19 protein-coding genes are annotated in these 25,963 nt (G+C 43.1%); 10 read left to right on the top strand and 9 right to left on the bottom strand.

Going from position 1 to position 25,963, the window contains the following annotated elements; translation table 11 throughout:
- Positions 1–87: 87 nt before the first annotated feature.
- The 3 genes from AWH66_RS15535 to AWH66_RS15525 form a co-directional block, all read right to left on the bottom strand.
- Entirely contained in the window at positions 88–2,301 is a 2,214-nt protein-coding gene (locus AWH66_RS15535) for a calcium-binding protein (RefSeq protein ID WP_063606228.1), read from the bottom strand.
- A 74-nt stretch (positions 2,302–2,375) separates the two neighbouring features.
- Positions 2,376–3,680 carry an HlyD family type I secretion periplasmic adaptor subunit gene (locus tag AWH66_RS15530; protein ID WP_063606227.1) on the bottom strand — a complete coding sequence of 435 codons (1,305 nt, stop codon included), beginning with the start codon at positions 3,678–3,680 and terminating at the stop codon, positions 2,376–2,378.
- Positions 3,677–5,386, bottom strand: a complete 1,710-nt coding sequence (locus AWH66_RS15525) for a type I secretion system permease/ATPase (protein WP_063606226.1) — start codon at positions 5,384–5,386, stop codon at positions 3,677–3,679. The genes AWH66_RS15530 and AWH66_RS15525 overlap by 4 nt, the downstream gene beginning before the upstream one ends.
- Positions 5,387–5,729: 343 nt before the next feature.
- Here AWH66_RS15525 and AWH66_RS15520 point away from each other — a divergent pair, with 343 nt between their 5' ends.
- The 3 genes from AWH66_RS15520 to AWH66_RS15510 all read left to right on the top strand — a co-directional run bounded on the left by AWH66_RS15520 (position 5,730) and on the right by AWH66_RS15510 (position 9,360).
- On the top strand, positions 5,730–6,782 hold the full coding sequence (locus AWH66_RS15520) for an extracellular solute-binding protein (RefSeq protein ID WP_063606225.1): 1,053 nt from the start codon (positions 5,730–5,732) through the stop codon (positions 6,780–6,782).
- The gene (locus tag AWH66_RS15515; protein ID WP_063606224.1) at positions 6,779–8,470 is read left to right on the top strand and encodes a GGDEF domain-containing protein; all 1,692 of its coding nucleotides are present in this window, start codon (positions 6,779–6,781) and stop codon (positions 8,468–8,470) included. The genes AWH66_RS15520 and AWH66_RS15515 overlap by 4 nt, the downstream gene beginning before the upstream one ends.
- A gap of 65 nt (positions 8,471–8,535) precedes the next feature.
- Positions 8,536–9,360 carry a DUF2797 domain-containing protein gene (locus AWH66_RS15510; RefSeq protein WP_063606223.1) on the top strand — a complete coding sequence of 275 codons (825 nt, stop codon included), beginning with the start codon at positions 8,536–8,538 and terminating at the stop codon, positions 9,358–9,360.
- 46 nt (positions 9,361–9,406) lie between these two features.
- On the opposite strand, the gene AWH66_RS15505 is transcribed toward AWH66_RS15510, so the two are convergent.
- On the bottom strand, positions 9,407–10,630 hold the full coding sequence (locus tag AWH66_RS15505; protein WP_063606222.1) for a cysteine desulfurase-like protein: 1,224 nt from the start codon (positions 10,628–10,630) through the stop codon (positions 9,407–9,409).
- On the bottom strand, positions 10,614–11,273 hold the full coding sequence (locus AWH66_RS15500) for a 2OG-Fe dioxygenase family protein (RefSeq protein ID WP_206360053.1): 660 nt from the start codon (positions 11,271–11,273) through the stop codon (positions 10,614–10,616). The genes AWH66_RS15505 and AWH66_RS15500 overlap by 17 nt, the downstream gene beginning before the upstream one ends.
- Before the next feature lie 517 nt (positions 11,274–11,790).
- Between AWH66_RS15500 and trxB the strand changes: the two genes are divergently transcribed.
- The 3 genes from trxB (at position 11,791) to cydC (ending at position 16,361) form a co-directional block, all read left to right on the top strand.
- Entirely contained in the window at positions 11,791–12,744 is a 954-nt protein-coding gene (gene trxB / locus AWH66_RS15495) for a thioredoxin-disulfide reductase (RefSeq protein WP_063606220.1), read from the top strand.
- A gap of 115 nt (positions 12,745–12,859) precedes the next feature.
- Positions 12,860–14,647: a heme ABC transporter permease/ATP-binding protein CydD gene (gene cydD / locus AWH66_RS15490; protein WP_063606219.1), complete on the top strand. Its 1,788-nt coding sequence runs from the start codon at positions 12,860–12,862 to the stop codon at positions 14,645–14,647.
- Positions 14,640–16,361, top strand: a complete 1,722-nt coding sequence (gene cydC, locus AWH66_RS15485; protein WP_063606218.1) for a heme ABC transporter ATP-binding protein/permease CydC — start codon at positions 14,640–14,642, stop codon at positions 16,359–16,361. Before cydD ends, cydC begins: the two co-directional genes overlap by 8 nt.
- Positions 16,362–16,457: 96 nt before the next feature.
- Here cydC and AWH66_RS15480 read toward each other — a convergent pair whose 3' ends face one another.
- From AWH66_RS15480 to AWH66_RS15470, 3 genes are all read right to left on the bottom strand, one after another.
- Positions 16,458–17,762, bottom strand: a complete 1,305-nt coding sequence (locus tag AWH66_RS15480; protein WP_063606217.1) for a hemolysin family protein — start codon at positions 17,760–17,762, stop codon at positions 16,458–16,460.
- A gap of 202 nt (positions 17,763–17,964) precedes the next feature.
- On the bottom strand, positions 17,965–19,059 hold the full coding sequence (gene serC, locus AWH66_RS15475; RefSeq protein ID WP_063606216.1) for a 3-phosphoserine/phosphohydroxythreonine transaminase: 1,095 nt from the start codon (positions 19,057–19,059) through the stop codon (positions 17,965–17,967).
- Between the two features lie 131 nt (positions 19,060–19,190).
- The gene (locus tag AWH66_RS15470; RefSeq protein ID WP_063606215.1) at positions 19,191–20,471 is read right to left on the bottom strand and encodes a DUF945 family protein; all 1,281 of its coding nucleotides are present in this window, start codon (positions 20,469–20,471) and stop codon (positions 19,191–19,193) included.
- Between the two features lie 147 nt (positions 20,472–20,618).
- On the opposite strand from AWH66_RS15470, the gene AWH66_RS15465 reads away from it, so the two are divergent.
- The 3 genes from AWH66_RS15465 to AWH66_RS15455 all read left to right on the top strand — a co-directional run bounded on the left by AWH66_RS15465 (position 20,619) and on the right by AWH66_RS15455 (position 23,936).
- Positions 20,619–22,571: an ATP-binding protein gene (locus AWH66_RS15465; RefSeq protein WP_063606214.1), complete on the top strand. Its 1,953-nt coding sequence runs from the start codon at positions 20,619–20,621 to the stop codon at positions 22,569–22,571.
- A gap of 11 nt (positions 22,572–22,582) precedes the next feature.
- Positions 22,583–23,080 carry a response regulator gene (locus AWH66_RS15460; protein WP_062459398.1) on the top strand — a complete coding sequence of 166 codons (498 nt, stop codon included), beginning with the start codon at positions 22,583–22,585 and terminating at the stop codon, positions 23,078–23,080.
- Between the two features lie 310 nt (positions 23,081–23,390).
- The gene (locus tag AWH66_RS15455) at positions 23,391–23,936 is read left to right on the top strand and encodes a hypothetical protein (RefSeq protein WP_063606213.1); all 546 of its coding nucleotides are present in this window, start codon (positions 23,391–23,393) and stop codon (positions 23,934–23,936) included.
- 52 nt (positions 23,937–23,988) lie between these two features.
- On the opposite strand, the gene AWH66_RS15450 is transcribed toward AWH66_RS15455, so the two are convergent.
- Positions 23,989–24,579: a TfoX/Sxy family DNA transformation protein gene (locus AWH66_RS15450; protein WP_063606212.1), complete on the bottom strand. Its 591-nt coding sequence runs from the start codon at positions 24,577–24,579 to the stop codon at positions 23,989–23,991.
- Positions 24,580–24,953: 374 nt separating this feature from the next.
- Here AWH66_RS15450 and AWH66_RS15445 point away from each other — a divergent pair, with 374 nt between their 5' ends.
- Entirely contained in the window at positions 24,954–25,877 is a 924-nt protein-coding gene (locus AWH66_RS15445) for an HDOD domain-containing protein (RefSeq protein ID WP_063606211.1), read from the top strand.
- The last annotated feature ends 86 nt before the right edge of the window (positions 25,878–25,963 follow it).

The raw sequence follows: 25,963 nt of genomic DNA, 5'->3' as shown, positions 1-25,963 counted from the left end.
TCCTTTTGACAACTTTACAAGTATCTCCATTAAAAAGGGCCCTGATAAAATATCTAGGGCCCATACGACACTCTTTAAACTAGAGCTTTATAGGATATCAATATAGCCATCGTTACCGTGAACTTGTTCCACATTTTTAACGATGGTAAATATATCGTTATCAATATCCGTATCATTGTTCACAACTAGAGAGCTATCATAAACCTTATATTCCTGCTTATAGGCAGGGCCATTCGCTTCAACATGAATATGCGCCGTAGCTGCATCGAACAATAACTTATCCTGACCGTGTCCACCGTCAACGTAATCTTGACCGTTACTGGCATAAACCGTGTCATCACCATGCATGACTTTAATAATGTCATTGTAATCGGAACCTGTAACCTCATCTTGTCCCGCTCCACTCGACTTGTCGTTGTAGGTCATTCCATGCCCTAGCCCGCTAAAGTCAATCACATCATCTCCACGAGTACCGTATAGTACTTCTACACTGGTAACCGTGTCTGTTGACGTAACGCTGCCAGCCAACATGGTGTCAACGCTAAAGGTATCTTCATCAACAACCTTTACGTTTAGCGAATCTGCATTCTTGAAAGTATCGTTGTACCAAAGCGTATCTACACCATCACCACCGTTGATTACGTCACTTTCTGCATGGATAGCAAGATGAGCTGGAGCATATTCATCCGCTCGAATGTAGTCATCACCACCGCCAGCAAGAATGATGTCGCTCCCAGCACCACCATCTAGAGTATCATTCCCGGCATTGTAGGTGTCCTCAATACTGTTATCACCAATTAGGACATCATTTCCAGTTCCACCGGTAAGCTTGTCATCGCCATCAGCACCAACCAATAAAGTATCAACACCATCTTGCGCCACTAAATTGTCATAAGCGTTGTGCCCAATTTTAAGGGCATAAGTGCCGTCGGAAAATGCTGCATTTTCAATCTCTTTAAGTTGATCTGTACCATCTCGATCAGAGACTTTATCGACTACAGTCAAGCGATTCATGAAGTGGTATTCAGTTACCGAGCCGCTGAAAGCAGCAGTATCTTCCCCTTCCCCACCATTGAGCGTATCGTTACCTGCGCCTCCGACTAAAATGTCATTGCCAGCACCGCCATTCAGTACGTCATTTCCTCCCTGATAGTGGAAATTCGTACCATTGTCGCCAAGAAGAACATCGTTACCAGTGCCACCATTCAGCGTGTCATGACCATGCATGCCAACCATTATAGTATCAACACCATCATGCGCGGTCAGATTGTCACCAGCGTTGTGACCACGCATCCAAGTGAACGTGCCTTCATCAAAGGCAAGTTTCTCAAAGTTAGAAAGGTGATCAACACCATCTCGCTCGTTTACAGTATCCGTTACCTTTATAAATCCATAAGTCTGGAAGTTATAATCTAGGACTGAACCACTGAAACCTACGGTATCTATACCTTCGCCGCCGTTGATTTTATCGTTACCTCCAGCGCCAAATATAACATCATCACCCGCTAAAGCATCGATGCAATCGTCCTCAGAAGTCCCCTGTAATTCGTCCGCAATACTTGTTCCATAAGTACAACTAGGGTCGGTGAGTCGAGCGATAATTGCCGCATTATCAGGTTGACCATCTAACAGCGTCAGTAGATTTTGAATAGATGGATCCGCAGCTAAGCCGTTGAGTGTAATACTTGTTCCTAAATTAGTATCACCTAAAAACGTAAGTACCAAATCACTGCCATTCGATGTTATCGTCATGTGATTTTGAATAGACTCTTCAACAAAGCTATTCGCATCTGTTACCTTTTCTGAATCAAAACCAATCTTCTTATCGAGTTTATCCGTTATTCTCGATACTTGACTATCTAGCTTAGCCTCTATTTTGCCCTCACGAGCTTCTACCTTGCTCTCAAGAACATCGCCGTCGAACTTGGAAGACAGCTTTGCTTCTACGATATCATTCTCCAAAACAAAATGTCGTCTGTTGAAGACCAGTTGGAGCGAATCTTCACCTAACTCGAAATCCTTAATTACGTTATCACCTCCTCGAAGTATTCTCATAGAGAACACGTCTGCGCCACTACCTCCCGAAACGGTATCATTGCCTACACCACCAAAAATAAGGTCATCACCGCCTTCACCGTTTACCTTGTCATCGCCACGATTTCCTTCAAGAATATCGTTTCCCCGTTGGCCATTGACAGTGTCATTTCCTTGTTTACCTAAGATATGATCGTCTCCGAGACCGCCTGTCTTGAAGTTGTTCCTGTGATCGAGAACGATAGTGTTATATCCGTCCGATGCCATTTTTTGCCTTCCTTTGTTGTTATGTGCACTTATCTCTGTTTGAGATATCCATGTAATCTATGATGGTTTACTCATTAGATCTCTCTCATCCCTTTCTCCATACTCTGTATCAGCGGAGAAAGTAGATAATCGAGAACAGTGCGTTCCTCTAGTACTATTTGTGCTTCTACCGGCATACCCGGTTTCAGATCTAAGCCGAGATCCAGAAGCTCCGTTGCATCGAGGGCTATCTTTCCTTGATAGAAATGACCGCCTAGCCGCTCATCTACGATGCTGTCCGCGGAGAGGTGTATAAGCTCACCTGTGACCGCTGGGACTTGTCGAAAGCTGTATGAAGTCAGGCGGATGTTTGCCGACAAACCTTCATACACCGATTCGATATCCTTGGGTTGAATGTTGACACTTGCGACCACTCGGGTGTTATTGGGGACGATCTCCAGTATCGTACTCGTTGGAGCAACAACACCACCTTGAGTGTGAATAACGAGATTAATCACATCGCCTCCAACTGGAGCGCGTACTTCTATGCGGTCGTTTAACGTATTAGACGCTTTTAGCTGTTTTAAGATTGCTTGCTCTTCCGAAACTAGCTCTTGCTTTTTCTCTTGAGCGGTACGCATAAAGTCTATTTTTAGTGCGTCCACTTGGGATTCAAGCTCAGCAACTTTGTTATTGGTTCTTTTGATTCGAGTACGATGCTCAGCTATTTTTGCCACCAAGCTTGAGTACTCTCTCTTTAGTTCAAGAAAGGCAACTTTCGATACATACCCTTTTTCTAATAGAGCAGAGTTCGCTTCGATTTCTTCGTTGAGCAATGTCAGAGAATGTTCATCGCTTGAAAGCCAAGCCTTGTAGCTGTCTCTGTCATTCTCTGATTGAGCCATTTGCTGGCGAAGTGACATCATTTGTTCTTTATGAATCAGACGATTCTGGTTCAATAGTGATGCTTGATCACGACGTATCTGACTTTGAATCGGAGTCAGGTTCTCCTCGTTCCCCCAATTAAGCGCCTCTCCTGAAAGCTCTGCGTCAATTCGAGCTAGGCGAGCTTGGACGATAAAACGTTTTTGATTCAGTTGTTCGAGTTGGCTAACAAGCAATGGATCCGAGAGCACCAGTAACAAGTCGCCTTTTTCAACACGCTGACCCTCTTTGACGAGAAGCGTTTCGACTACCCCTCCGGTATGATGTTGCACTTTCTGATTCTCGAGCTCTGTCACCAATTTCCCCGGTGCCAACGAGGCTGAACTTAATGGTGCGCTATAGCTCCAATAGCCAATTCCAATAAAGCAAACCAACAATACCAGCCAACCAAACAGAATGAAGTTGGTCAAAGAGAGATTGAACGAACGAGATGTCTCTGAATGATTTAGTTTCATGACACACTCCCTATGCTGTTTGCTGACGATGTAGGAATTTTTAAGATCTCGGTCGTTTTACCGTATTGCTGGAGGCGTCCTTCACCTAACATCATGCATAAGCTGGTATGCTGAATAATCGACATACGGTGTGAAATGACAATGACGGTAATTTGCTTGTGATGTGCATGAGCAATGAAATCGATCAGTGCCGCCTGCCCTGGATGGTCAAGATTAGAATCGGGCTCATCCAATATAAGTAAGGCTGGTTTTGTATAAAGCGCACGAGCCAAGGCAATTCGTTGCTGTTGTCCGCCAGACAATCGGATTCCTAGTGCACCAACCAGTGTTTGATAGCCATTTGGGAGTGACAGAATCATCTCGTGAACACCAGCTAATTTGGCTGCATCGACGATGTCCTTCGCCTCAACATTCTCGTCGAATCGGCAAATATTTTGCGCAATCGTGCCCGATAGCAACTGACTATTTTGGGAAACATAGCCAACTTGCCTCCCTAATTCTGATACTTGGCGCTGGTTAAGTGTTGCGCCATCAATGCGTACCTCACCGCTTACCGGTTTAACCAAACCTAGAACAGCTTTGACCAATGTTGATTTGCCTACACCGCTACCTCCAACAATAGCTACCGATGCACCAGCAGGAATGGAAAAAGTAACATCTTCGAGCAACGGCTTCTCACTGCCTTGGTGACCTAAGAAAACTTTGTCGAATCCGACTGCGCCTTTAATCTTTGGTAATTCGACGACTTCTTTTGGTTGTTCGAGATAAGACTTGCGTAATCTTTGATGTGCTTTCCAACCTTCTAGCCAGCTTTGCCAGTTATGGATCGCCTGCTCAACTGGCGCTAAAACTCGGCTCATAATCATCGAAGCGGCAATCAATACACCCGCACCAACTTCGTTCTCTAATACCAGAATGACCGAAACGCATAGCACACCAATTTGCAACAGCATCCGAGCATACTTAGCAAGTGCTAAAATCGCTCGAGAAATTCTGTCTGCGTTCGCTTTATCTACTGTGGGGTTTATTGATTCCTTACGCCACTTCGCGACCAAGTTGTCATTCATACCTAATGCTTGAACAATCTCAGCGTTTTTAAGCCAATCACTAGTTAATGTATTGAACGTACTCGCATGTTGGCTTGCATTATTCTGCAAGCGCTTCGTCACTATCATACTTATGATCGATATAACAAAGAGAACCGTTGCGCCTGCTAACGCAAAGTGTCCAAGCAGCGGGTGCATGAGATACATGACCGCTAAAAAAACGGGTGCAAATGGAGCATCAAATAACGCAAAGATCCCAGGAGAAGTGAGAGTTTCTTTAACTCGAGATAAATCAGTTAGAGATTGACTGAATATTCCATTGCTTTGCTGTGACTTGAGCATAGAAACATTAAAGGCGAAGTCTGCGGATTGTTGCTCAACACCATATCCATAACGCAACATTACTTGCCCGCGAACCCAATCGAGTAGTGCTTGAATAGATAAGAGGAACAATGCAACTATTGCAAGCATTACAAGCGTTTCGCGACTTTCGGAAGAAAGAACACGATCAAAAACTTGCATCGAAAATAAAGGAAGCACAAGAAAAAGGACATTTACCGCAATAGAAACTACGGTAATAAAAATAAGAACTTTCTTGTTTATTTTAAAGTACTGCGTATTATTAAAACTACCAGCATCCTTGCTTAAAGTAGACATCATGTTAACCTCAGACGGTTATTTATCCTGTCATTAATTTAATAAATAAGAATGGCAAAGGGATTATTTAAATATTGCCGACTTCGATATTAGACCTATTTCTGACACTTTATTTACAAAATGCTCGGCTAACCCCAACCAACCACACTTGTTCCACTTTTTGAGACCAATTGCATAAAAATTGCATAGTTTATATGCAATATATCACAAAAATAGGCAGATTTGTGATGCAAATCGCATTTTGATAACTATATTAATAAACTTTCGTTTAATACCAGACTAATAATTTGAAATTAGAACTGACTGATTCATATAATCTTGAAAGTTAATTAACCTAGGCATTCTCATGAGACACATTTATATTGCACTAATTTTGTGCATAGGCTTGTTCAGTCATATTGTTTACGGAAAAGGAATTTTAAAAATATTATCTTGGCATGGATATACCGACACAGATATTGTATCTATTTTCGAAAATAATAATAACATCGACATTGAAGTAACTTATGTAAATAATGACAAACAGTTAAGAGAGAAACTTGATGATAGAAATCAAGATTATGACCTAGTTGCCCTAAATTCCTCTGAGCTACAACGATATATCAAATTACGAAAATTTATTCCAATCGACATATCCAAAATAGAAAATAGTAAATGGATTAGCAATCAATTCGCTCCACTGTCAACAAACCCAGAAATCACCTTTAACGGTAAGGTCTACGGCCTCCCTTATACCTACTCATCAATGGGAATCATCTACAATGCCGATCGTGTAAAATCTGCTCCAACTTCTTGGCAAGATTTCTGGTCACCGGAATACCATCACAAAGCGCTAGGATATGATGGCGGGACACATAATGTGAGTTTAGCAGCACTGGCATTGAAGCTACCCGATCCTTTTCAGATTCCAAAGTCAGACGACGAGCTCATTGCTAAAAAGCTGATATCGCTGAGAGAAAATACGTTAACGTTCTACCGTTCACTAGAGGAAGCAACAGAGTTATTTAATCGCTTTGAACTATCAATCATGTTTGCGAATTTTGGCCATCAACAAGTTGATTCGCTGAAAAAGACGGGGGCCAATATTGAATATACAGTTCCAAAAGAGGGAGCATTGGCTTGGTTAGATTGTTGGGCCATCTTGTCTACATCAAAACAGACTGAGCTTGCTCACCGCTGGATCGATTTTGTGCTAGAACCATGGGTTCAACTTGAACTAACTAAGCGCCATGGACTACAGAGTCCTCTTAACCAGTTTTCAAAAAACGATAATAAGGAAAAGTTGATATGGCTGTCACCAGTAGAGTCGCCAGAAAAACGTGAAGCCATGTGGGATTCAGTGTACAGCGGTAAACCACTTCCCAAGGTAATGGAACATACCAAGAGAACGAGGCAATGAAGCTTTCCACGAAAATTACACTGATGTTCACATGTACGTTGTTAATTTCATTTTCAATTCTAGCTTGGCTAAGCTATCAAGGCTCTAAGGCACTGCTTGCCGATAATATCAAAGCCAAAATGGTGCAAACCACAGGAATTGCCACTCGCGCTTTACAGGAGAAACTGCAAGATATTGAGCGAACCAATGATATGTTAGCGATGTTGGTCAAAGATAAGCTCGACAAACAGTATGCTAAAACTGAGCTTGCAGCAGCCATCATTCCATTTCTTCAAAACAACTCAACCTATAACAGCGTCTCGATTATCCACCAAAACACTGCACTGAGAGAAATACTCAGAATTCAAACAGGGTCTAACCAAAATATACATACCGTAGAACCAAATGAGCTCAACAACCTTACTCATATTCCATTGTTTGTCGAAGCCACAAAAATTCATACGGGAGAAATCTACGTCTCTCCGGTTTCAACCCATTATGACCGTATCGTTCACCATGAATCTACGCCTTACGTATTTATTGTTTATCCTCTCAATCTCAAGAGTGATGAAAGTACATCTTTATTGTTCACTATTGATATCAAAGCCTTAATGGAAAAAGCGACCTCTTTAATGGACGACCCGACAATGTTCATGATCGCTAACACCAATGGAGATTACTTGCTTCACCCAGACAGAGACAAGCAGTTTAGTTTTATGAGAGGAAAAGTTGAACAAGTCCAGAATGACTATCCAAATACATTGATAACCGTTAATCACGGACATTCAAGCTTCTTTGAACTAAAAACGAACACTAAAGATAACAGCTTGTATTACGCAAGCTTCGCGTTAGCAGAGTTTCAGATCCATCAGACTTCGAGTGCCTATATTTTGGGCCACGTCAGACAAGATTCCATCGGTAGCCTATGGCGGGAAAACACAATCAAAAGCGTACTGATTACCACTATGGTATTGCTGTCAATCGCATCTGTACTTTCATTTTCTCTATTTCGATACGTTACGCTGCCCCTCACTCATATTGCCTACTTTGCACAAAGAATTACCTTAGGAAAGAAAACCACTCCTTATCAATATAACCACCGAGACGAGATTGGAGATGTTGCCCAAGCACTCAATTACCTTCAAAACAATCTCAACGTCCAGTATGAAAAGCTCAAGGACTCGGAACAAAAGTTTCAAGAACTTGCGCGCAAGGATGATTTAACAGGCCTGCCCAACAGAAAAGATTTTTCTGTTCGGTTAGAGAACGAAATCCAACACCATCGAATCAATCAACTTCACTTTGCATTGCTGTTTGTTGATGTTAATAACTTTAAACTGGTCAACGACAACATCGGACACCACGCCGGAGATGAACTCTTAAAGAAAATAGCTCATGTCCTGGCTGGAGAACTGCGTAGCAGTGACCTGGTATGTCGACATGGTGGTGACGAGTTCATCATCTTGCTTTCAAATCTTAGACAGTTGACTATCATACATACGATTTGCGACAAGCTGCATCAGTCGATGGAGAGACTCGTTGGCTGTGAAGGGTTACACCATCAAAATCTATCACTTAGTATAGGCGTTGCCATTTACCCAGAATCTTCTAATCAGCCCATAGAACTCATTCAATTGGCTGATAAAGCTATGTATGAAGCAAAGAAAAATGGCCATGCTCAAACTTATTGGCACACTCCCTTTCGATAGTTTTTTCGACAGATTCTAACTCTTGTTTTTGCTACACTGGGCAAAACAACTAAAAGAGTAATGTCATGTCACTATTAGCCTCAGGTACGCTGTCCAAAATGCGTGCCTCTCTAGATTCGCAAGTTCAATACCGTTTACCCGTTGGTGAACAAGAAGTAGAACTCACATCGTTTATTGGAAAGACGCTGACCCTTACCCATACTGGTAACATTTTCTGTAGCTCTTGTGGCAAAAAAACAAAGAAGAGCTATTCACAAGGCCATTGTTTCGTTTGCATGAAAAAGCTAGCAAGCTGCGATATGTGCATTATGAAGCCTGAAACTTGCCATTATGACCAGGGTACTTGTCGCGAGCCTGAGTGGGGCGAAGCCAATTGCATGGTTGATCATTTCGTCTACTTATCTAATACCTCGAGCTTAAAAGTAGGTATTACACGACACACGCAAATTCCAACACGTTGGATTGACCAAGGAGCAACTCAAGGTTTACCAATTCTGAAAGTTAAAACGCGTCAGATATCCGGCTTAATCGAAGTTGAACTTGCCAAGCATATTGCCGATAAAACCAACTGGAGAACTTTATTAAAGCAAGATGGTGACCCGATGAAGTTGGCAGAAAAAGCGCAAGAACTATTACCACTTGTCGCCGACAAAATTGCAGAGATTAAAGCTCAATATGGTGACGATTCGATAGAAATACTGAGCGAAGTGATTACGCCTATCAGCTATCCAGTTGAAGTTTATCCAACCAAGATTAAGTCGCATAACTTTGATAAAGAGCCCGTGGTGACAGGAACGTTACAAGGTATCAAAGGACAGTATTTAATCTTTGATACTGGCGTGATCAATATTCGTAAGTTCACCTCCTATGAAGTTGAAGTTTCCAACTAACGCAAAAAATCTAAAGAAAAGCCCGCAAACGCGGGCTTTTCTATCACTAGATATTTTCTATGACATCGAAAAATCGATCAACTTCTTCGAGAGTGTTGTAATGCATAAAACCAACCCGCAATACACCCCCCTTGTCCTCTAGTCCGAGTTGCTTTACTAATCCTAGTGCGTAGAAGTGACCATTCCATACGCAGATATTTTGTTCACCAAGAGATTTTGCCATCAATTCTGGTGAGTGCTTTCTTGAACGAAGGGCAAACGTTGGTGTGCGCCTTCTATGAGCCGAATCAGCAATTCCATAAAGGCTTAACGAATCACATCGCGATAATCGCTCCAAAAAGTAGCGACTTATTTGTTCTTCATGGTAACCAATATCCTTAAACGCGGACACCAGTTGTTGCCGTAAACTCTGCCCTTTACCCCAGCTTGCTAGATAACGAACCGCCTCAATGAAGCCAGCCATCGCTTCAAAGTTTTGCGTGCCAGTTTCAAAGCGCCCTGGGCCAATATCTGTTGCAGGTTCGACTTTATATGGTTTCAATGACTGCAGCCACGTCGGTGAGATATAGGCTAAACCTAAATGAGGTCCAAAGAACTTGTATGCAGAACAGACCAAAAAATCACACTCTAGGTCTTGTACGTCAATCAGTGCATGTGGCGCAAAGTGAACCGCATCGACATAGACCAATGCCCCCACTCGTTTTGCCAGCTCCACGATACGCTTGATATCAGTTATAGAACCAGTGGTATTGGATGCATAAGTTACGGCGATCAATCTGGTTTTTTCAGAAATTAGACTCTCTAAATGTTCAAAATCCAAAGTGCAGTCACTTTCATCGACTTTAACCTGCTTGACCACCGCACCTCTGTCTTCTGCAGCTTGTTGCCAGCTTGATACGTTTGAGTAATGGTCCAGCGCCGTAACGATGACTTCATCATTAAACTGCCAGTTTCTCGCAATCGCTCTACTCAACTGGAATGTCAACGATGTCATGTTGGCGCCAAACACGATGTTGTCCACTTCTTCGGCATTAAGTAGTGCTTTTCCATGGTGGCGGGCTTTTGCAACAAGCTCCACTGTTTCTTTGCTAGAAAAGTAGTGACCACCTAAATTGGAATTGTATTGGCCAAGGTAATCCGTCATGGCTTTAAGAACTGAGCCTGGTACTTGAGAACCTCCGGGGCCATCAAGGAATACTACTGACTGGTCGTTATACGATTGATGAAGAGCAAAAAAGTGCTCTCGAGCAGAACTAGGAGTGAAGTGCATTGCGCGTATCCTTAGCGGTTAACACAAACACGTCCATATACCCGGCATTTTGATTATCAATGCAACGGATTGGCTGAGCATTATGCCAAAGCTTAGAGTCATCAAGGATGGCCACCTCCCCATTTTCCAGTACTTTTCTGAAAAATGGAGCTTCGCCATTATCGTTGTAGAGCATGATCTCACCACCTACGATATTTTCTCGACCAATACCGACTAAGGCGATATGGTCAAATCCATCTTGATGCACGCCTTCTGGAGCAACCTCGGTTTCATCGTAAACCGCTGCGATCCTCATTTGATGAATTTCAATTTCCTGCCCGTCAGGTAAGGCATTAGTGTTTACAAAAAGCGTAACCAGTTCCAACATCGCAGAGCTCTGCAGAGTCGATTCTAAAACAGGTTCAAACTGTCTAATCACATCGCCTTGAAAGTGGTTAAAATGCTCAGACTGAACAAAGTAATTATCACCTTTGTCTACAATTTGACCTTTTTCAAAACGCACCACCGAATAACGACGTAAGCGATATTTGCCGTCAGCATGTTCCGTGTTAGGTAGCGTTGCAAAAGATGGGGCCAGTTGCTCAGTGGAACGACCACTCAGACTAGTAAGATGTAATGTACTTTCAACACTATGTAGCATCATTAACTCCTTTCAATGTTATGCCAAAAACAATGTGTTTCACATTTTATTTACAAACCATTAAATATTAACAATTCTGCAAGATCAACATTTCACAGCCTTTTAAACCATACACTAGAACAAAATAACATGATCCACTACATATTAATAACAAATTAGCAATATATTCTAATTATCGATTTCAACCTACTTAAAACCTAGCATTGTTAACTATCCAAGAAAATATCACGTTATTTAACAACAGGTTATAATAAAAAGAACTATTAAATCATCATCTTTGCAAAGGTGAATCGTTAAAGTGTTAGCCACCATCTAGATTATCAATCCTAGTATTTATCTCTAATCGGACGAAACAAATGGAGAATATGCATTTGATGCGTTCGATTAACAACTAACTGCTCAAAATGACATCAGTTATCACAAATCTAGTATTGATTAATTCACCGTAACCCCAATATATTAGGTAATTAAGATGCGCCGTTGGAAGGTGCAATAAGAATGACTGAAGTGAGACAACAAAATGGCTGACACAAAACACTGTAAATTGCTTATCTTAGGTTCTGGCCCTGCCGGTTATACCGCGGCTGTCTATGCAGCACGTGCCAACCTCGATCCTGTTCTGGTGACTGGTATGCAACAAGGTGGGCAGCTTACAACTACAACGGAAGTGGAAAACTGGCCAGGTGATGCTGAAGGATTGACGGGGCCTGCTCTAATGGATCGTATGAAAGAGCACGCAGAGAAATTTGAGACCGAGATGATCTTCGATCACATCAATAAAGTCGATTTCAGTACTCGCCCGTTTAAGTTGTTTGGCGACTCTCAGAGCTATACTGCCGATACAGTTATCATCTCAACGGGCGCATCAGCCAAATACCTTGGCCTAGAATCTGAAGAAGCGTTCAAAGGACGTGGCGTTTCAGCTTGTGCGACATGTGACGGTTTCTTCTATCGCAACCAGAAAGTTGCGGTTGTTGGCGGCGGCAATACCGCTGTTGAAGAGGCCCTTTATCTATCGAATATCGCTTCAGAGGTTCACCTCATCCACCGTAGAGACACATTCCGTGCGGAAAAGATTCTCGTTAAGCGTTTGATGGACAAAGTAGAGTCAGGCAACATTGTCCTGCATACCGACCGCACGTTGGAAGAAGTCGTTGGTGATGATATGGGCGTCACTGGCGTTCGAATTAAAGACACGCAGTCAGAACAAATTGAACACATCGATGTTATGGGTGCATTTATCGCCATTGGTCATCAGCCGAATACTGACTTGTTCGAAGGTCAGCTTGAAATGAACAACGGTTATATTGTTGTGAAATCCGGCCTAGAAGGCAATGCTACGCAAACAAGCATTCCCGGTATTTACGCTGCTGGCGACGTGATGGACCATAACTACCGTCAGGCGATTACTTCAGCCGGAACAGGATGTATGGCAGCGTTAGATGCTGAGCGTTTCCTTGACGCACAGTCGTAAATTTAACATTTCGTCTCATTATTTTTGAAAACAAGAAACCCATAGGTATGCCCTGTGGGTTTCTTTTTGTATAATCGCCGTTTCTTCTAATAATAATACTCATTAAGCCTTCTACATGGATAAGAAAAAACAACGGAGCTTGAATAATTGGCTCAAGACGCAAAGTAAGCTTGCTAAACGCTGGCTCGCTATTGCGATTGGCCTTGGCGTTCTTTCAAGCCTGTTTTTGCTAGCGCAAGCTGCGCTTATCGCCACTATACTGCACCAACTCATTATTGAGCATGCCGACAAATATGAACTCATTCCGCACTTCTTAGGGTTACTAGTAGCCGTTGCCGGTCGTGCCGGATGTGCTTGGGGGCGCGAAATCGCTGGATTCAAATGTGGCGAGCAGATACGTTGTTACATAAGGCAGCTCATCCTTGATAAGTTACGAGAGCTTGGGCCAACTTATATAAAAGGCAAACCTGCTGGCACATGGGCAACGCTAGTTCTGGAACAGGTGGAGGAAATGCAAGATTTCTTCGCGAAGTACTTGCCTCAAATGTCCCTCGCTGTTGCTGTCCCTATTATCATCCTTATTGTTGTATTTCCTATCAACTGGGCTGCTGGTCTGATTTTCCTTGTCACCGCTCCACTTGTTCCTCTGTTTATGGCATTCGTCGGAATGAAGGCTGCCGATGCTAACCGTAAAAACTTCAAGGCTTTGCAACGTCTTTCTGGTCACTTTTATGACCGATTGCAATCTATGACCACAATTCGTCTCTTCAATCGCACCGAAACTGAGACAGAAGTCCTACGTGGTGCGTCTGAAGTATTTCGTAAACGCACGATGGATGTATTGCGACTTGCCTTCCTATCGTCTGCGGTTTTAGAGTTCTTCACATCGATCTCTATCGCCATCACTGCGGTCTATTTTGGCTTCAGCTATATTGGTGAGCTTAACTTTGGCCATTATGGTGTCGGCGTTACTTTGTTCGCTGGCTTATTCATTTTGATTTTGGCGCCGGAGTTTTATCAACCACTGCGCGACTTGGGTACTTTCTACCATGCCAAAGCACAAGCCGTCGGTGCTGCTGAGAGTATTGTCGAGTTCTTGGATACAGAGGTTACCGCATTACCACAGGGCAGTCAGAACATTTCTCACCCTCACAACATCTCTATCGAAGCAATAGATTTAGAAGTTTTCAGCCCTGAGGGGACTCGCCTTGTCGGTCCTATTAGCTTCAAAATCAACGCCAACGAAGCAGCGGCGTTAGTCGGCCCGAGCGGCGCAGGTAAAACCAGTCTGGTCAACGCCATTTTAGGATTTATGCCGTATCAAGGTTCACTAAAAGTCGCAGGTATTGAACTTAAAGATCTCGACCAAAACGACTGGCGTAAAAACATCAGCTGGGTCGGCCAAAACCCACTGCTACTTCACGGAACCATTCGCGACAACATCACCCTAGGCAATAATGATGTTAACCAAGAGCAGATCAACAATGCTCTGCTGGCGTCGTTCTCGGCTGAGTTTGTCGAAAAACATGGTTTGGATTATCAAGTTACCGATCGTTCTGGAGGCCTTTCGGTCGGTCAAGCTCAGCGTATCGCGCTAGCAAGAGCAATGGTACAAAACGGAAACTTCTGGTTACTAGATGAACCGACTGCGAGTCTGGACGCTAAAAGTGAACGTCTTGTTACTCAAGGTATCCACACCAGTACCGCTGGTAAAACGACATTGATGGTGACCCACCAACTCTCTCAACTAAAGAATGTAGATACCATTTTAGTGATGGATCACGGCCGTCTGGAACAACAAGGCTGTTATGATTCGCTGTCAAACTCAGATGGCTTATTCAGCACCATGCTATCTGCCCATCAATCATCCGTTGCTCAAGATAAGGGGAATTTAGATGCGTGATTTACTCCCTTACTTAAAACTGTATAAAAAGCACTGGTTTGGTCTGTCTTTAGGTATGCTCCTCTCCTTTGCAACGCTTTTTGCGTCCATTGGCCTGCTCACTCTTTCGGGCTGGTTTATTTCTGCTGCTGCGGTCGCAGGCTTAACCATTGCTCGCGAAACCTTTAACTATATGTTGCCAGGTGCCGGTGTGCGTGGAGCGGCAATGGCGCGTACCGCTGGACGTTGGGGTGAACGAGTAGTCAGCCACAACGCTACCTTCAAACTACTCACCGATCTTCGAATCTTCTTTTTCACCAAGTTAGCACCGCTTATTCCTGGTAAAGCCGTCAACATTCGCGATGCGGATATGCTCAACCGTCTTGTGGCAGATGTTGATGCCATGGACCACGTCTATTTGCGTCTTGTTAGCCCTATTGTCGTCGGTGTATTTGGCATCTTATGTCTGACCGCCATTCTTTGTTGGTTTGACATGACGCTTGGCCTCACGCTTGGCGCAATTCTAATGCTGCTGCTTATCACGTGGCCTGTCGTGTTCTACCGCTTGGGAAGCAAGAATGGGGAAGCACTAACACTAAACAAAGCAGAGCTTCGCATTCGTACCTTAGACTGGTTACAAGGTTATAGTGAACTTACTCTTTTTGGCGCTGAATCTCGCTACCGAAAAGCGATTGTGACTGCGCAAGACAAGTTGATTACCAATCAATTAGTTCATGCAAAAGTATCTGGTATGGCTCAGGGTCTGCTGATCCTTGCGAATGGTTGGCTGCTAATACTGATGCTGTGGCTAGCAGCGGATGGCGTGGGCGGAAATCAACCAGACCCACTAATCGCATTGATGGCCTTTGCGACCATGGCAAGCTTTGAGCTGCTTATGCCTATTGCAGGTGCATTCCAATATCTAGGTCAAACGCTAACCTCCGCCAAAAGACTCAATGAGGTAATTCTAGCAACGCCAGAAGTCACCTTCCCTGATGAGCCAGTAACGCATTCGAACGAGTACTCCATCGATATTGATAACGTTTGTTTTAGCTACCCAGACGCTAACGAAAAAGCACTTCGCGACGTGTCGCTTTCTGTGAAGGGTGGACATCGTTTGGCTATTGTTGGTCAAACTGGTTCAGGTAAGTCAACGTTGTTACAGCTCATTTCACGTTACTGGGATGTCGACCAAGGGAAGATTACCCTTGCCGGTGCTCAGATTCAAAACTGGAGTGAACGTCAACTTCGTGAAGCAACTAGCATTGTTAGCCAGAAAGTCGATATATTGAATGGCACACTACGTGACAACTTATCTATGGCGAAACCGTCTGCTTCTGATGAGGAGCTTATCGCGGCTCTAGATAAAGTAGATCTGGCACATTTGACTGAAGACAATGGCTTGGACGCATGGTTGGGTGATGGCGGACGTCAACTTTCCGGTGGCGAGAAGCGCCGTATTGGTATCGCACGAGCACTGCTACACAATGCGCCGATATTATTGCTTGATGAGCCTACTGAAGGTTTAGATAAAAAGACTGAGCAACAAATCATGCAGCTATTTGACCAACACTTTAACGGTAAAACGGTTATTTTCATCACTCACCGTTTAGTGCACTTAGAAACATTTGATGCCATCTGCTTGCTCGAAGACGGAGAAATATTGGAGTACGGCCAGCACCAAGTGCTTCTTAACGAGAAAGGTCGATACTACGAACTGCATCAAACGCTTTAACGACTAACTTTCACCATACTATAAGCCCGCTTCTCTATGCCACTAACATATTGACGCGGGCTTATTCATCCACTGTATTTTAGTGGAAATAATTTTCTATCTATCCTGTTCATCTGTATCTTGAGTTCCACACACTCTGCGTGCTCTTACTTGGGTGATGCGGTTATTCTTGACCTTCAGTACTTCAAAATCCCATTGTTGATAACAAATGTGTGTCCCGGCTTTTGCAACACTCCCTACCCGCCAAGACAGAAAACCATTTAAGGTTTGGAAGCCCTCATCAAGCTCTCCCTCTAGTTCTTGAATATCCAGCTTATGTTTAAGCTCGTTGGTTGGGATTAATCCATCAATAATCCAACTTCCATCAGCAAGCAACTTAGCCCAAACTTGTTGCGGAGCCATCCCTAACTCTCCAGCAATGGACTTGAGCAAGTCATAATGAGTAACTAACCCTTGGACGTCACCATACTCATCAACTAAAAACACCATCTCAGAGCTGATTTGCTGCATGTGGTTGAGAAGAGCTAACCCTTTCATTGATTCAGGAACAAATCTTGGCTTACGTAACATTTTCGCGAGTTTGCCCGTCGAAAGCACCTCATACTCATCCAGTAGATTCTTAGAAGATACCGTACCAATGATGTTATCAAGACCACCACGACACACCGGCCATACTGAATGCTTGGTTTGTCTAAGCTCTTTGAGTGCTTGTTCAATTGGTTTATCTATATCAAGATGATGTATATCACTACGGGGCGTCATAAGTGACGTTACCGCCCTATCGTTTAGATACAGTAAATTGTGAATCATCACCAATTCTTGCTGCTCTATAGCGCCCGTTTCTGAACCTTCTCGCACTAAAGAAATGATGTCTTCTTCGGTCACGCAATCACTTTGCCCTTTCTTTTGACCAAGGAGACGAAGCACCGCATCAGTGGATACCGACAACAATTTAACAAAAGGGCTGGTTAACAATGATAGCCAATGTATTGGATAGGCAACGAGAATGGCAATTCGCTCTGCGTTGTTTTGGGCGAGCCGCTTTGGTACCAGCTCTCCGACGACGATCGCGAAATAGGTAATCGATATAACTACGCTCGCCGTAGCCAAGATATTCGCAAGTTCAGGGTCTATGCCTTTTGAGTGCAACCAGACTGACAACGGCGCAGATAAAACTGCCTCACCAAATATCCCGCTGAGGATACCAATTGCAGTAATACCGATTTGAATAGTAGAGAGGAATAATGTGGGGTTATTTTTAAGCTTTAATGCAAGTTGCGCCGATTTTTGTCGTTCTGCCATTTTTCGCAGTCGACCACTTTTCGCTGCCACTAATGCGATTTCTGACATGGCAAATAAACCATTCAGCCCAATTAAACCTGCTAATAAGATAATGTCCATAAACCAATCCAGTGCTGCACACATAGCAAGCATAAACGAGTTGTCAGCGACGAAGCTGTGAATCAGTGCATAATTACTGAGTTCTGTTTATTGGGTTATTTATGGACACAATAGATAATATTAATAAAAGAGAAAATTGCCATTTACCCAAAAGAAAAGCCGAGCTTAACAGCTCGGCTCTATCATGAATGGTCAATATCGTTTAAGCGAATTGCTCTTCAAACTCTTTCATGAAATCCACTAACGCCTGTACGCCTTCTATCGGCATCGCATTGTAGATTGATGCGCGCATACCACCTACGGCGCGGTGACCTTTCAGGGCTCGCAAACCACGTTCATCTGCTAGTTCCAAGAATTTAGCATCTAGTTCAGGCTTTGATAGCTGGAACGGCACGTTCATTAGCGAACGATTGTTCTCGTGTACGTTGTTGTGGTAGAAGTCAGAAGCATCAATGTGATTGTAAAGAATCGCCGCTTTATCTCGGTTAATCTTCTCAATTGCAGCAACACCACCCTGCTCTTTCAGCCACTTAAACACTAAACCAGACAAATACCATGCAAAAGTTGGCGGCGTGTTGTACATAGAGTCTTTTTCAGCGAGCACTTTGTAATTTAAAAATGTCGGTAGGACATCATTGGCTAGATCAAGCAAATCATCACGTACAATCGCAATACAGATACCGGCAGGTCCAATGTTCTTTTGCGCGCCCGCATAAATAACGCCGTACTTCGCCACATCGATTTGACGTGAAAGAATCGTCGAAGACATATCCGCTACAATTGGTAGCTCAGTCTGCGGTAGTTCATTGATTTCAATGCCATCGATGGTTTCATTTGGACAGAAGTGAACGTATGCCGAGTCGGCATCAATGACCCATTCACTCACAGGTTGAACCGCAACTTTTCCATCTATTTCTGTCTTGGCTTTATGCACGACAGGTGTACAGTATTTTTCCGCTTCATCAATCGCACTTTCAGCCCAGTAGCCAGCGTCAATGTAAGTTGCTTTGGTCTTTGAACCCAATAAGTTAAGTGGTACTGCAGAGAATTGAGCTCTAGCACCACCTTGGCAGAAAAGTACTTTATAGTTAGAAGGAATATTTAGCAGGTCTCTTAAATCTTGTTCAGCCTCATCCGCTACCTTGATAAACGGTTTACTTCTATGGCTGATTTCCATCACCGACGTACCCAAATCATTCCAATCAAGCAACTCAGTTTGTGCCTTTTGTAGTACCGCTCGAGGTAACCCTGCGGGACCAGCACTGAAATTGAATACGTTATGTGAAATCGGCTCCATGACCTTTATACTCCTGACTAAATACATAAAGAAGTGCCAGTAATATCACGTTTTTACGGAGATAAAAAGCAAGAAAAGAGGCCGTCAGACCTCTTTTCTAATCACGAGTGTAATTTGTACTCACTTAGCGATTATTGCCCCATTGATTGCCCCATCAAAAGCGGCAAGAAAAGTGCAACTAGTGGAATTTTCTGGCCATTGGCAAATACTAGTTGACCACCTTCAATATCAGCCTTCATTTGATAGCCCGCATCTTGTTGCGTCACCATCTCCATCACTACCAGTTCATCAATACCTTGAGCAAGCATCGGGTTAACATTCACCATGCCTTCTGACATATACGCATTCATGTTACCAGTCAGTGCTGGCATCACCACACTTGGATCACGTGATACATTTTCAGTCCCTTCAGGTACTTTTAGTAGCCAGTTAGATTTGAACTCATCGTCCGCTACCTTGAAGTGCATGTCGTTCATCGCAACGTTAAAGCCACGCGCAAACAAGGTCTCTATCAAAGGGGCTAAAGTAGTAATATCTGCTTGCGCGATAGTTGGATTAGTTTGATACAAGTCGACCAGTCCTTCGAATGACTCTCTATCTAGCGAAGTTAACGCAAAGTCGACCTTGAGGTCGCTCAGTTGACCACCATCCGGATAGGTCATATTACTCATGCTGAATATGTGCTGGGTATCAATGCGATCCGCTTCGGAATCAAAAGACGATTTGAAGGTGTAGCCAAGGTCATCAATATTCAAAATGCTAGTATGCATTTCATCTAGAATGGTGAAGTTTTTTAACGTCACACTCTGATCACCAAGCCAAAAACCTTGCTCTTTTTTCCCCACACCATTTGCAGATAAGTCTGTTAATGTCAGTTGTTCACCGTTTTCAAAATCCAATTGAATAGAAGGGATATTAGCATTGAACGTCAACTGACCTAGAACGGTTGCAGTACCTGTCACCACCGACGGAGAAATAGACATGCTAACTTTCTGTGCATCATCTCCTTGATAACTCCAACTATCGAGTGACAATGCAAATTCAGTATTGCCATTCAGCTGCGTCACTGTTTTTAACGCGAGAGGGAAATCAGGATAATTCTGGATATGCGAGTTCGCTGTTAAGCTGAATAGGCCGTGGCTAATTTCACTTTGAACCACAACTTCTGTCGGCAAACCATCCACTTCTAACTGTTCTTTCAGAACAGGATCGTTAACTTGGTAGCGTGTTTCTACGTTAGAAGAGAGGTAACCACGGTCGTAGCTTACAATCTCTGCTGTAACACCTTCGTTGTTTAGTTGCTCTACACCATCCTCAACAACTTGTTGCCCGATATGTCCAACAGCCAGTGGCCAACATAAAACAAGCGCTACTGCACCGCCGATTGCGCCATATTTTTTCAATTGATTCATAGAGTTTTTAAGACATTTTGTGAAGTATATTTCATTCAGTCTAACTCAAGTCGCTAGGATCTCCAATCTCATACCTAGTTCTCATAACCCCATGCTTTTTATTGATATATTAAAATTACTGTTGAGAGAATCGAATAGCGCAGGTTCATGACAAAGCGAAATCAATACGCCGTACTCTGTTTAGACAATGATCTGATTAACTTGGACACTCTGGATACCGAGCTGTCTCTCTATCAGTCGCACTTTGATATTCATCTGGTGACGTCCATCAGTGAGGGTCACGAACTGTTGCAATATATCGGCGCTCAGGGGCAACAACTGGCGATGGTAATTGCCAGACATAGTCGTCTTTTCGATGGTGGGGAGTTTCTTATTCAGCTAGAACAAACACTTCATGCTCAATCAGCGCGAAAGATACTGGTGAGCCGAACTAACTTCCAAGACGTTCAAGCGATTTTAAATGCAGTCAACGAAGGACGACTAGACCACTGCCTTACTCTGCCCTTAGAGCAAAAAGAGTTGCACAAAACAGTCGTCAAAGAGCTCACTCAATTCGTTATTACTCACGAGAAAGACAACCTACTCCATTACGGCAAAGTACTCGATCAACAGAAAATTCTCCGCGCCCACATTGACCAAAAAATGCATTCCTATCGGGCCAGTTTTATTCACGACTTTCATGAACTATCAGACAAAGAACTCGCCGCCCAAGTCATTGAATCTCTCTTGGGATTTTTTGCCGAAAAAGATGAAACTCGTGCGGTAAGAGAGTATTCGCCCGAACACCTGCTAACCGTTGAAGGCCAACCTAACGAATTTCTGTGGTTTATCGTCGAAGGTCAGGTGACACTGTATAAAAAAGATGAGTTAGGTCAACAACGTGAAGTAGTACGACACAGTCGAGGCGGTATTGTCGGCGGCATGTCTTTTGTGACTGGCGAATGCTCGTTCTCAACTGCCATGACATTGACCGGCACGCAAGTTATTAAATTAGATAGAAAAGTATTCACTCAAGTAATGCATTCTAATACCGACTTACTGCCACTCTTTACTAACCTGTTGCTGCGACATTTTAACCGACGATTACAACGTAGCATTGATACTAAGCTCGAGTTGCAGAAGACATTGGAATCGTTGGAATCGGCCCATCAACAGCTTATAGAACAAGAAAAAATGGCGATGTTAGGGCAGCTTGTCGCAGGTGTTGCTCATGAACTAAACAACCCAGTTTCTGCGATTTTAAGAGGTGCAGAGACCGTTTCAGAGAAAATTGATTCTATACTTAAACAAAACCATGACCCATCCACTTTTGAACTCGGATTGAATGTCCTTGAGCAAGCTAGACACTCCACACCACTGTCCACTTCAGAGATAAGAGCAAGAACTAAAAAGCTACAAGAGACGCTCAAAGAGCGCCGACTAGCGAAACGACTGGTCAATCTCAACTTACAGGGTAATGAGCAGCTTTTGGCGCAAGCAACGCTGTCACCAAATAAGCTGACGAGTGAGCTAGATAAACTTGAGAATTTTCAGGTAACCGGCACCACCCTGCGCTCCATTCAAGTGTGTGCCCAACGAATTGCCGACATGGTCAAGAGCCTAAAAGGCTATGCGAGGCCAGATAATGAATCTTACGAATGTGTCGACTTGCATGAAGGTATCGAAGATACGTTAGTCATTTTTGAGAACCGACTAAAACGGCACTCTCTCGTTAAAGAGTATGGAGAGCTCCAACCGGTACTTTGCAAACCCATTGCCTTGCAGCAAGTTTGGACCAATCTTATTTCTAACTCACTAGACGCTCTCCCTGAAAAAGGGCAGCTGACGATTCGAACAGACTGCGTCGCTCGGGAAGGTTCGCTATATAACATGTATCAGTTTATCGACAATGGTGCTGGCATTCCTAGCGATCAACTTGACTCGATATTTGAACTTAATTTCACGACCAAGAAAGAAGGCAACTTCGGTTTGGGTATTGGTCTTTCCGTTTGCCAACAAATTTTGAACCAACATAAAGGCTGGATAGAAGTCGACTCTAAAGTTGGTGTTTATACCAATATGTCTGTACTCATCCCTGTCGACAACGATGACAAATTATAAGGAGTATTACGATGAGCGAATACCTAATCCTATGTGTAGATGATGAACGAGAAGTGTTGGACAGTGTTCTACAGGACCTCGATGATTATGAGGAACATTTTGTTGTCGAAGGTGCTGAATCTGTTGATGAAGCAAGAGAGGTGATTCAAGAACACGCTAAAGATGGTACAAGACTGGCACTAATCCTCTGCGATCACATCATGCCGGAACAAACAGGCGTCAGCTTCCTTATCGAGCTTAGTGAAAATGAAGAGTTCAAGCATTGTCGTAAAGTGCTACTCACAGGGCAAGCAGGCCACGAAGATACTATAGAAGCGGTCAATCACGCCTGTCTCGATTTCTACATTAGCAAACCATGGAAAGGCGATCACCTGAGGGAAGTAGTTAAACAGCAACTTACTGATTTTGTGATAGAACACGATAAGAACCTCGCCCCTTGGGGACGAATCTTAGATACAGAACGGATTTTTAAGGCCCTATCAGATAATCGAATGAGCTTTGGCGAATAACCGAGTTTCATCCCAAGTGCCAATTCTGTGAACTATAACTTCATAACAGACTGTAGTTGTAGGAATTATAGGGTGGCTACTCACAGGTTTTCTGTTACTAATTCCTTACAGAATGCGGACGTTTTGATTGAAATCTGTATGACAATGTAAATTTTTGGGAATTTGCCCCCGTTAAAGACACTTTTTATTGGTGAATCAATCACAAATTGGATTATCATACTCCGATAATGATTGTCGCCATAAGCTTGATGCGACGCGCGTGCTTCTTATGGGCAAGGAATTAATTTCAACAAAAAGGTTTAGAGACACTATGCGCAAAACTCTATTAGCCGCTCTGATGGTAATCACTTCTCAGCAGGCGTTTGCAAACCAAGAAGAACCACGAGCTACAATGAGTAACTTCAACTATGATTATGCTGAAGCTCGAATTGGTGCAAGTCCGATGACATTCGGTGCTGCAATTAGCAAGTCAATCCACCCTAACGCTCATATCGTTGGTAGCATTGATTCTAAGTTTGAAGGCGATTACGACTTTTCTGGTGGTGTTGGCTTCCACGCTCCGGTAAACAACTGGGCGGACTTTACTGGTGAAATGCTTGCTCACATCCATGACAGCGGTGACCATCACAAAACAGATACTGGTATGGAAGTAAACCTAGGTGTGCGCCAATGGTTGGGTCCCCAGCTTGAGATCGGTGGTAAAGCAGGTTACCTAAACGTTGGTGATAAAGATCGTTGGATGGGTAGCGTATATGGTCGCTTCCACTCAACTGAACTCTTCTCACTAGGCTTAGAGGGTCGTATCAACCATATCTATGGTGATCAACTTATGTTTACTGCTCGCTTTGCATTCTAAGGTTATAAGCGAGAGGTTCAAAAAAGGTCGTGCTTAGCACGACCTTTTTTATTTAATCGATTTCTGAGCAGTACTGTAGCAACTGCTGTTTACGGGGATCTTGAATCAACTTCCAGTGTATTCCTTCAACCGCCCCTGCGAATTTCCAAAGCAATTTTACATCCACATCATTGCCATAGGTTCTTTTTACTTTATTGAACACTTGCGGCGCACCCAACTCCAAAAATGTTTTTACATCTTCAATGCCGGACTTCTTCACCATCCGCTCAAGCGTCAGCTGCATATTCGGAAGATCTCTAAGTCTTCTATTTTCTACAGATTTCTTACTCGAATGTTGTTCAACAGAATTAGTAATAGAACGTTGTAATAAGTCACTTAACATCGGTGCGCTTTCATTAAACAACGCCGTAATATCATAGTAATTAACGGTTGCTGTAGATTGCTTTTTAACATGCCTAAATTTTTCACAATTTAGGTTTTGTAGCGTCTCATCTAAAGCACAGCCACCACGAATAAAGACTCTATCATTACTGATAAGCGCATACATAGCACCGTCTTTAAACAGCCCTGTACCACCAAACATGGAGCGCTTTTGAGAGATACCGAATTGAATTGTGTAGTCGTAAAAAGATTGCTCTATCATTTCCTTTGATCCTTAATCTTTTACCCCGATTAATACGATCACCAGAAATAGCAGCGGATAAATGCGAAAAAATATTATTTAGAGTCAGTCGAGATAAGCAGCAACTGCCCTATTTGTTTTATATGTAATTATAATAGTTCACAATGCAAAATAAGTCTGGCTCAACGTCACAAATGTGCGACTTAAAAGCAAAAGCTTTGCGAGTCACTTCACACGATCTTCATTATACAACCAATCTCATTAACAATTTTCTAATTGAATGGTGTTTCAAACGTCAAACAATTGACCTAAGACTACATTTTGGCATTTAGGTTATTGTCAATTGTAAAGCCTGACAGGTAAACTGACCTTCTATCTCCAGCTGTCGAAATCTTATGAACCACTTATCCTTTTACTGGCTACCAGACAACCAACAATTATTTATTGAGAGCTTAGAAACAGAATTTGCTGAGCTCGTAGAACAATCTATTAATACCGGAAAAATATCTCTTCCTCCAATTTCCGAAGTTGTTCTAAAGATTCAAAAACTTTGCACGTTAGAGTCCACTGGGATTTCGGACATCGCAAATTGCCTATTAGAAGACCCCGGACTTGCGGCTATCGTGCTCAAAGTCGCCAACTCTGTCATCTTTAATCGTGGTAATGTGACCTGTAAGGACCTAAATACCGCGGTCTCTCGTTTAGGTATCCTTCGCGTTCGTGACATTGTGACGGCCCAATCAATCGAACTTCTTAAGCACTCCGTCAATCTGACTGAAGAATGTAAGGATGTTTTAGTACAAAGTGCTGCAGTATCAAGAGAGCTCGCTGCGACCATGGTCATGGTTACCCAAGCTTTCCAATATCAATCACCGACGACCTATCAATATCTCGAGCAAGAAAAAGCGCTACTTGTGGGCTTCCTAGCGGACATTGGACTGTTTTGCCTAGTTAACGAATATCACCTCTATTTAGAGAAAGGGAACTACCTCGATTCCAATCTCGCTATGCAAATATTCCACTCGCGCTGCCCTATTACCAGTGAGCAAGTGTTAAAAACTTGGGGCTTCGACAATGACTTTATCGAAGTAGCCTCGAATCAACCGAAGTCTCTTGAGCGACCGGAAGTGTCTTATCTCGATATCGCAAGAATCGCCAATCATGTGCTGTTGTATCGAAAGCAAGATCACGAAGCATTAGAAGAACATGAAGTAGAAATAAACGTAGATGGTGCGGAAGTACTTTATAAGTTAACGACGATGTCTGATCAGGATTTCAGAACCAAGACATCAGAAATTATCCGTTCAGCAGGAATGTAGGAGAGCAATCTCCTATCTCACTCTTGTTTTTGTGAAGTAAACCTCTCACAATACCGCATACGCTAACAATAACGAAGGATCGTCGC

Origin of the sequence: Vibrio barjaei, from assembly GCF_001639065.2 — a bacterium.
GTDB lineage: Bacteria > Pseudomonadota > Gammaproteobacteria > Enterobacterales > Vibrionaceae > Vibrio > Vibrio barjaei.
This window is presented reverse-complemented; position numbering and strand designations above follow the sequence as displayed.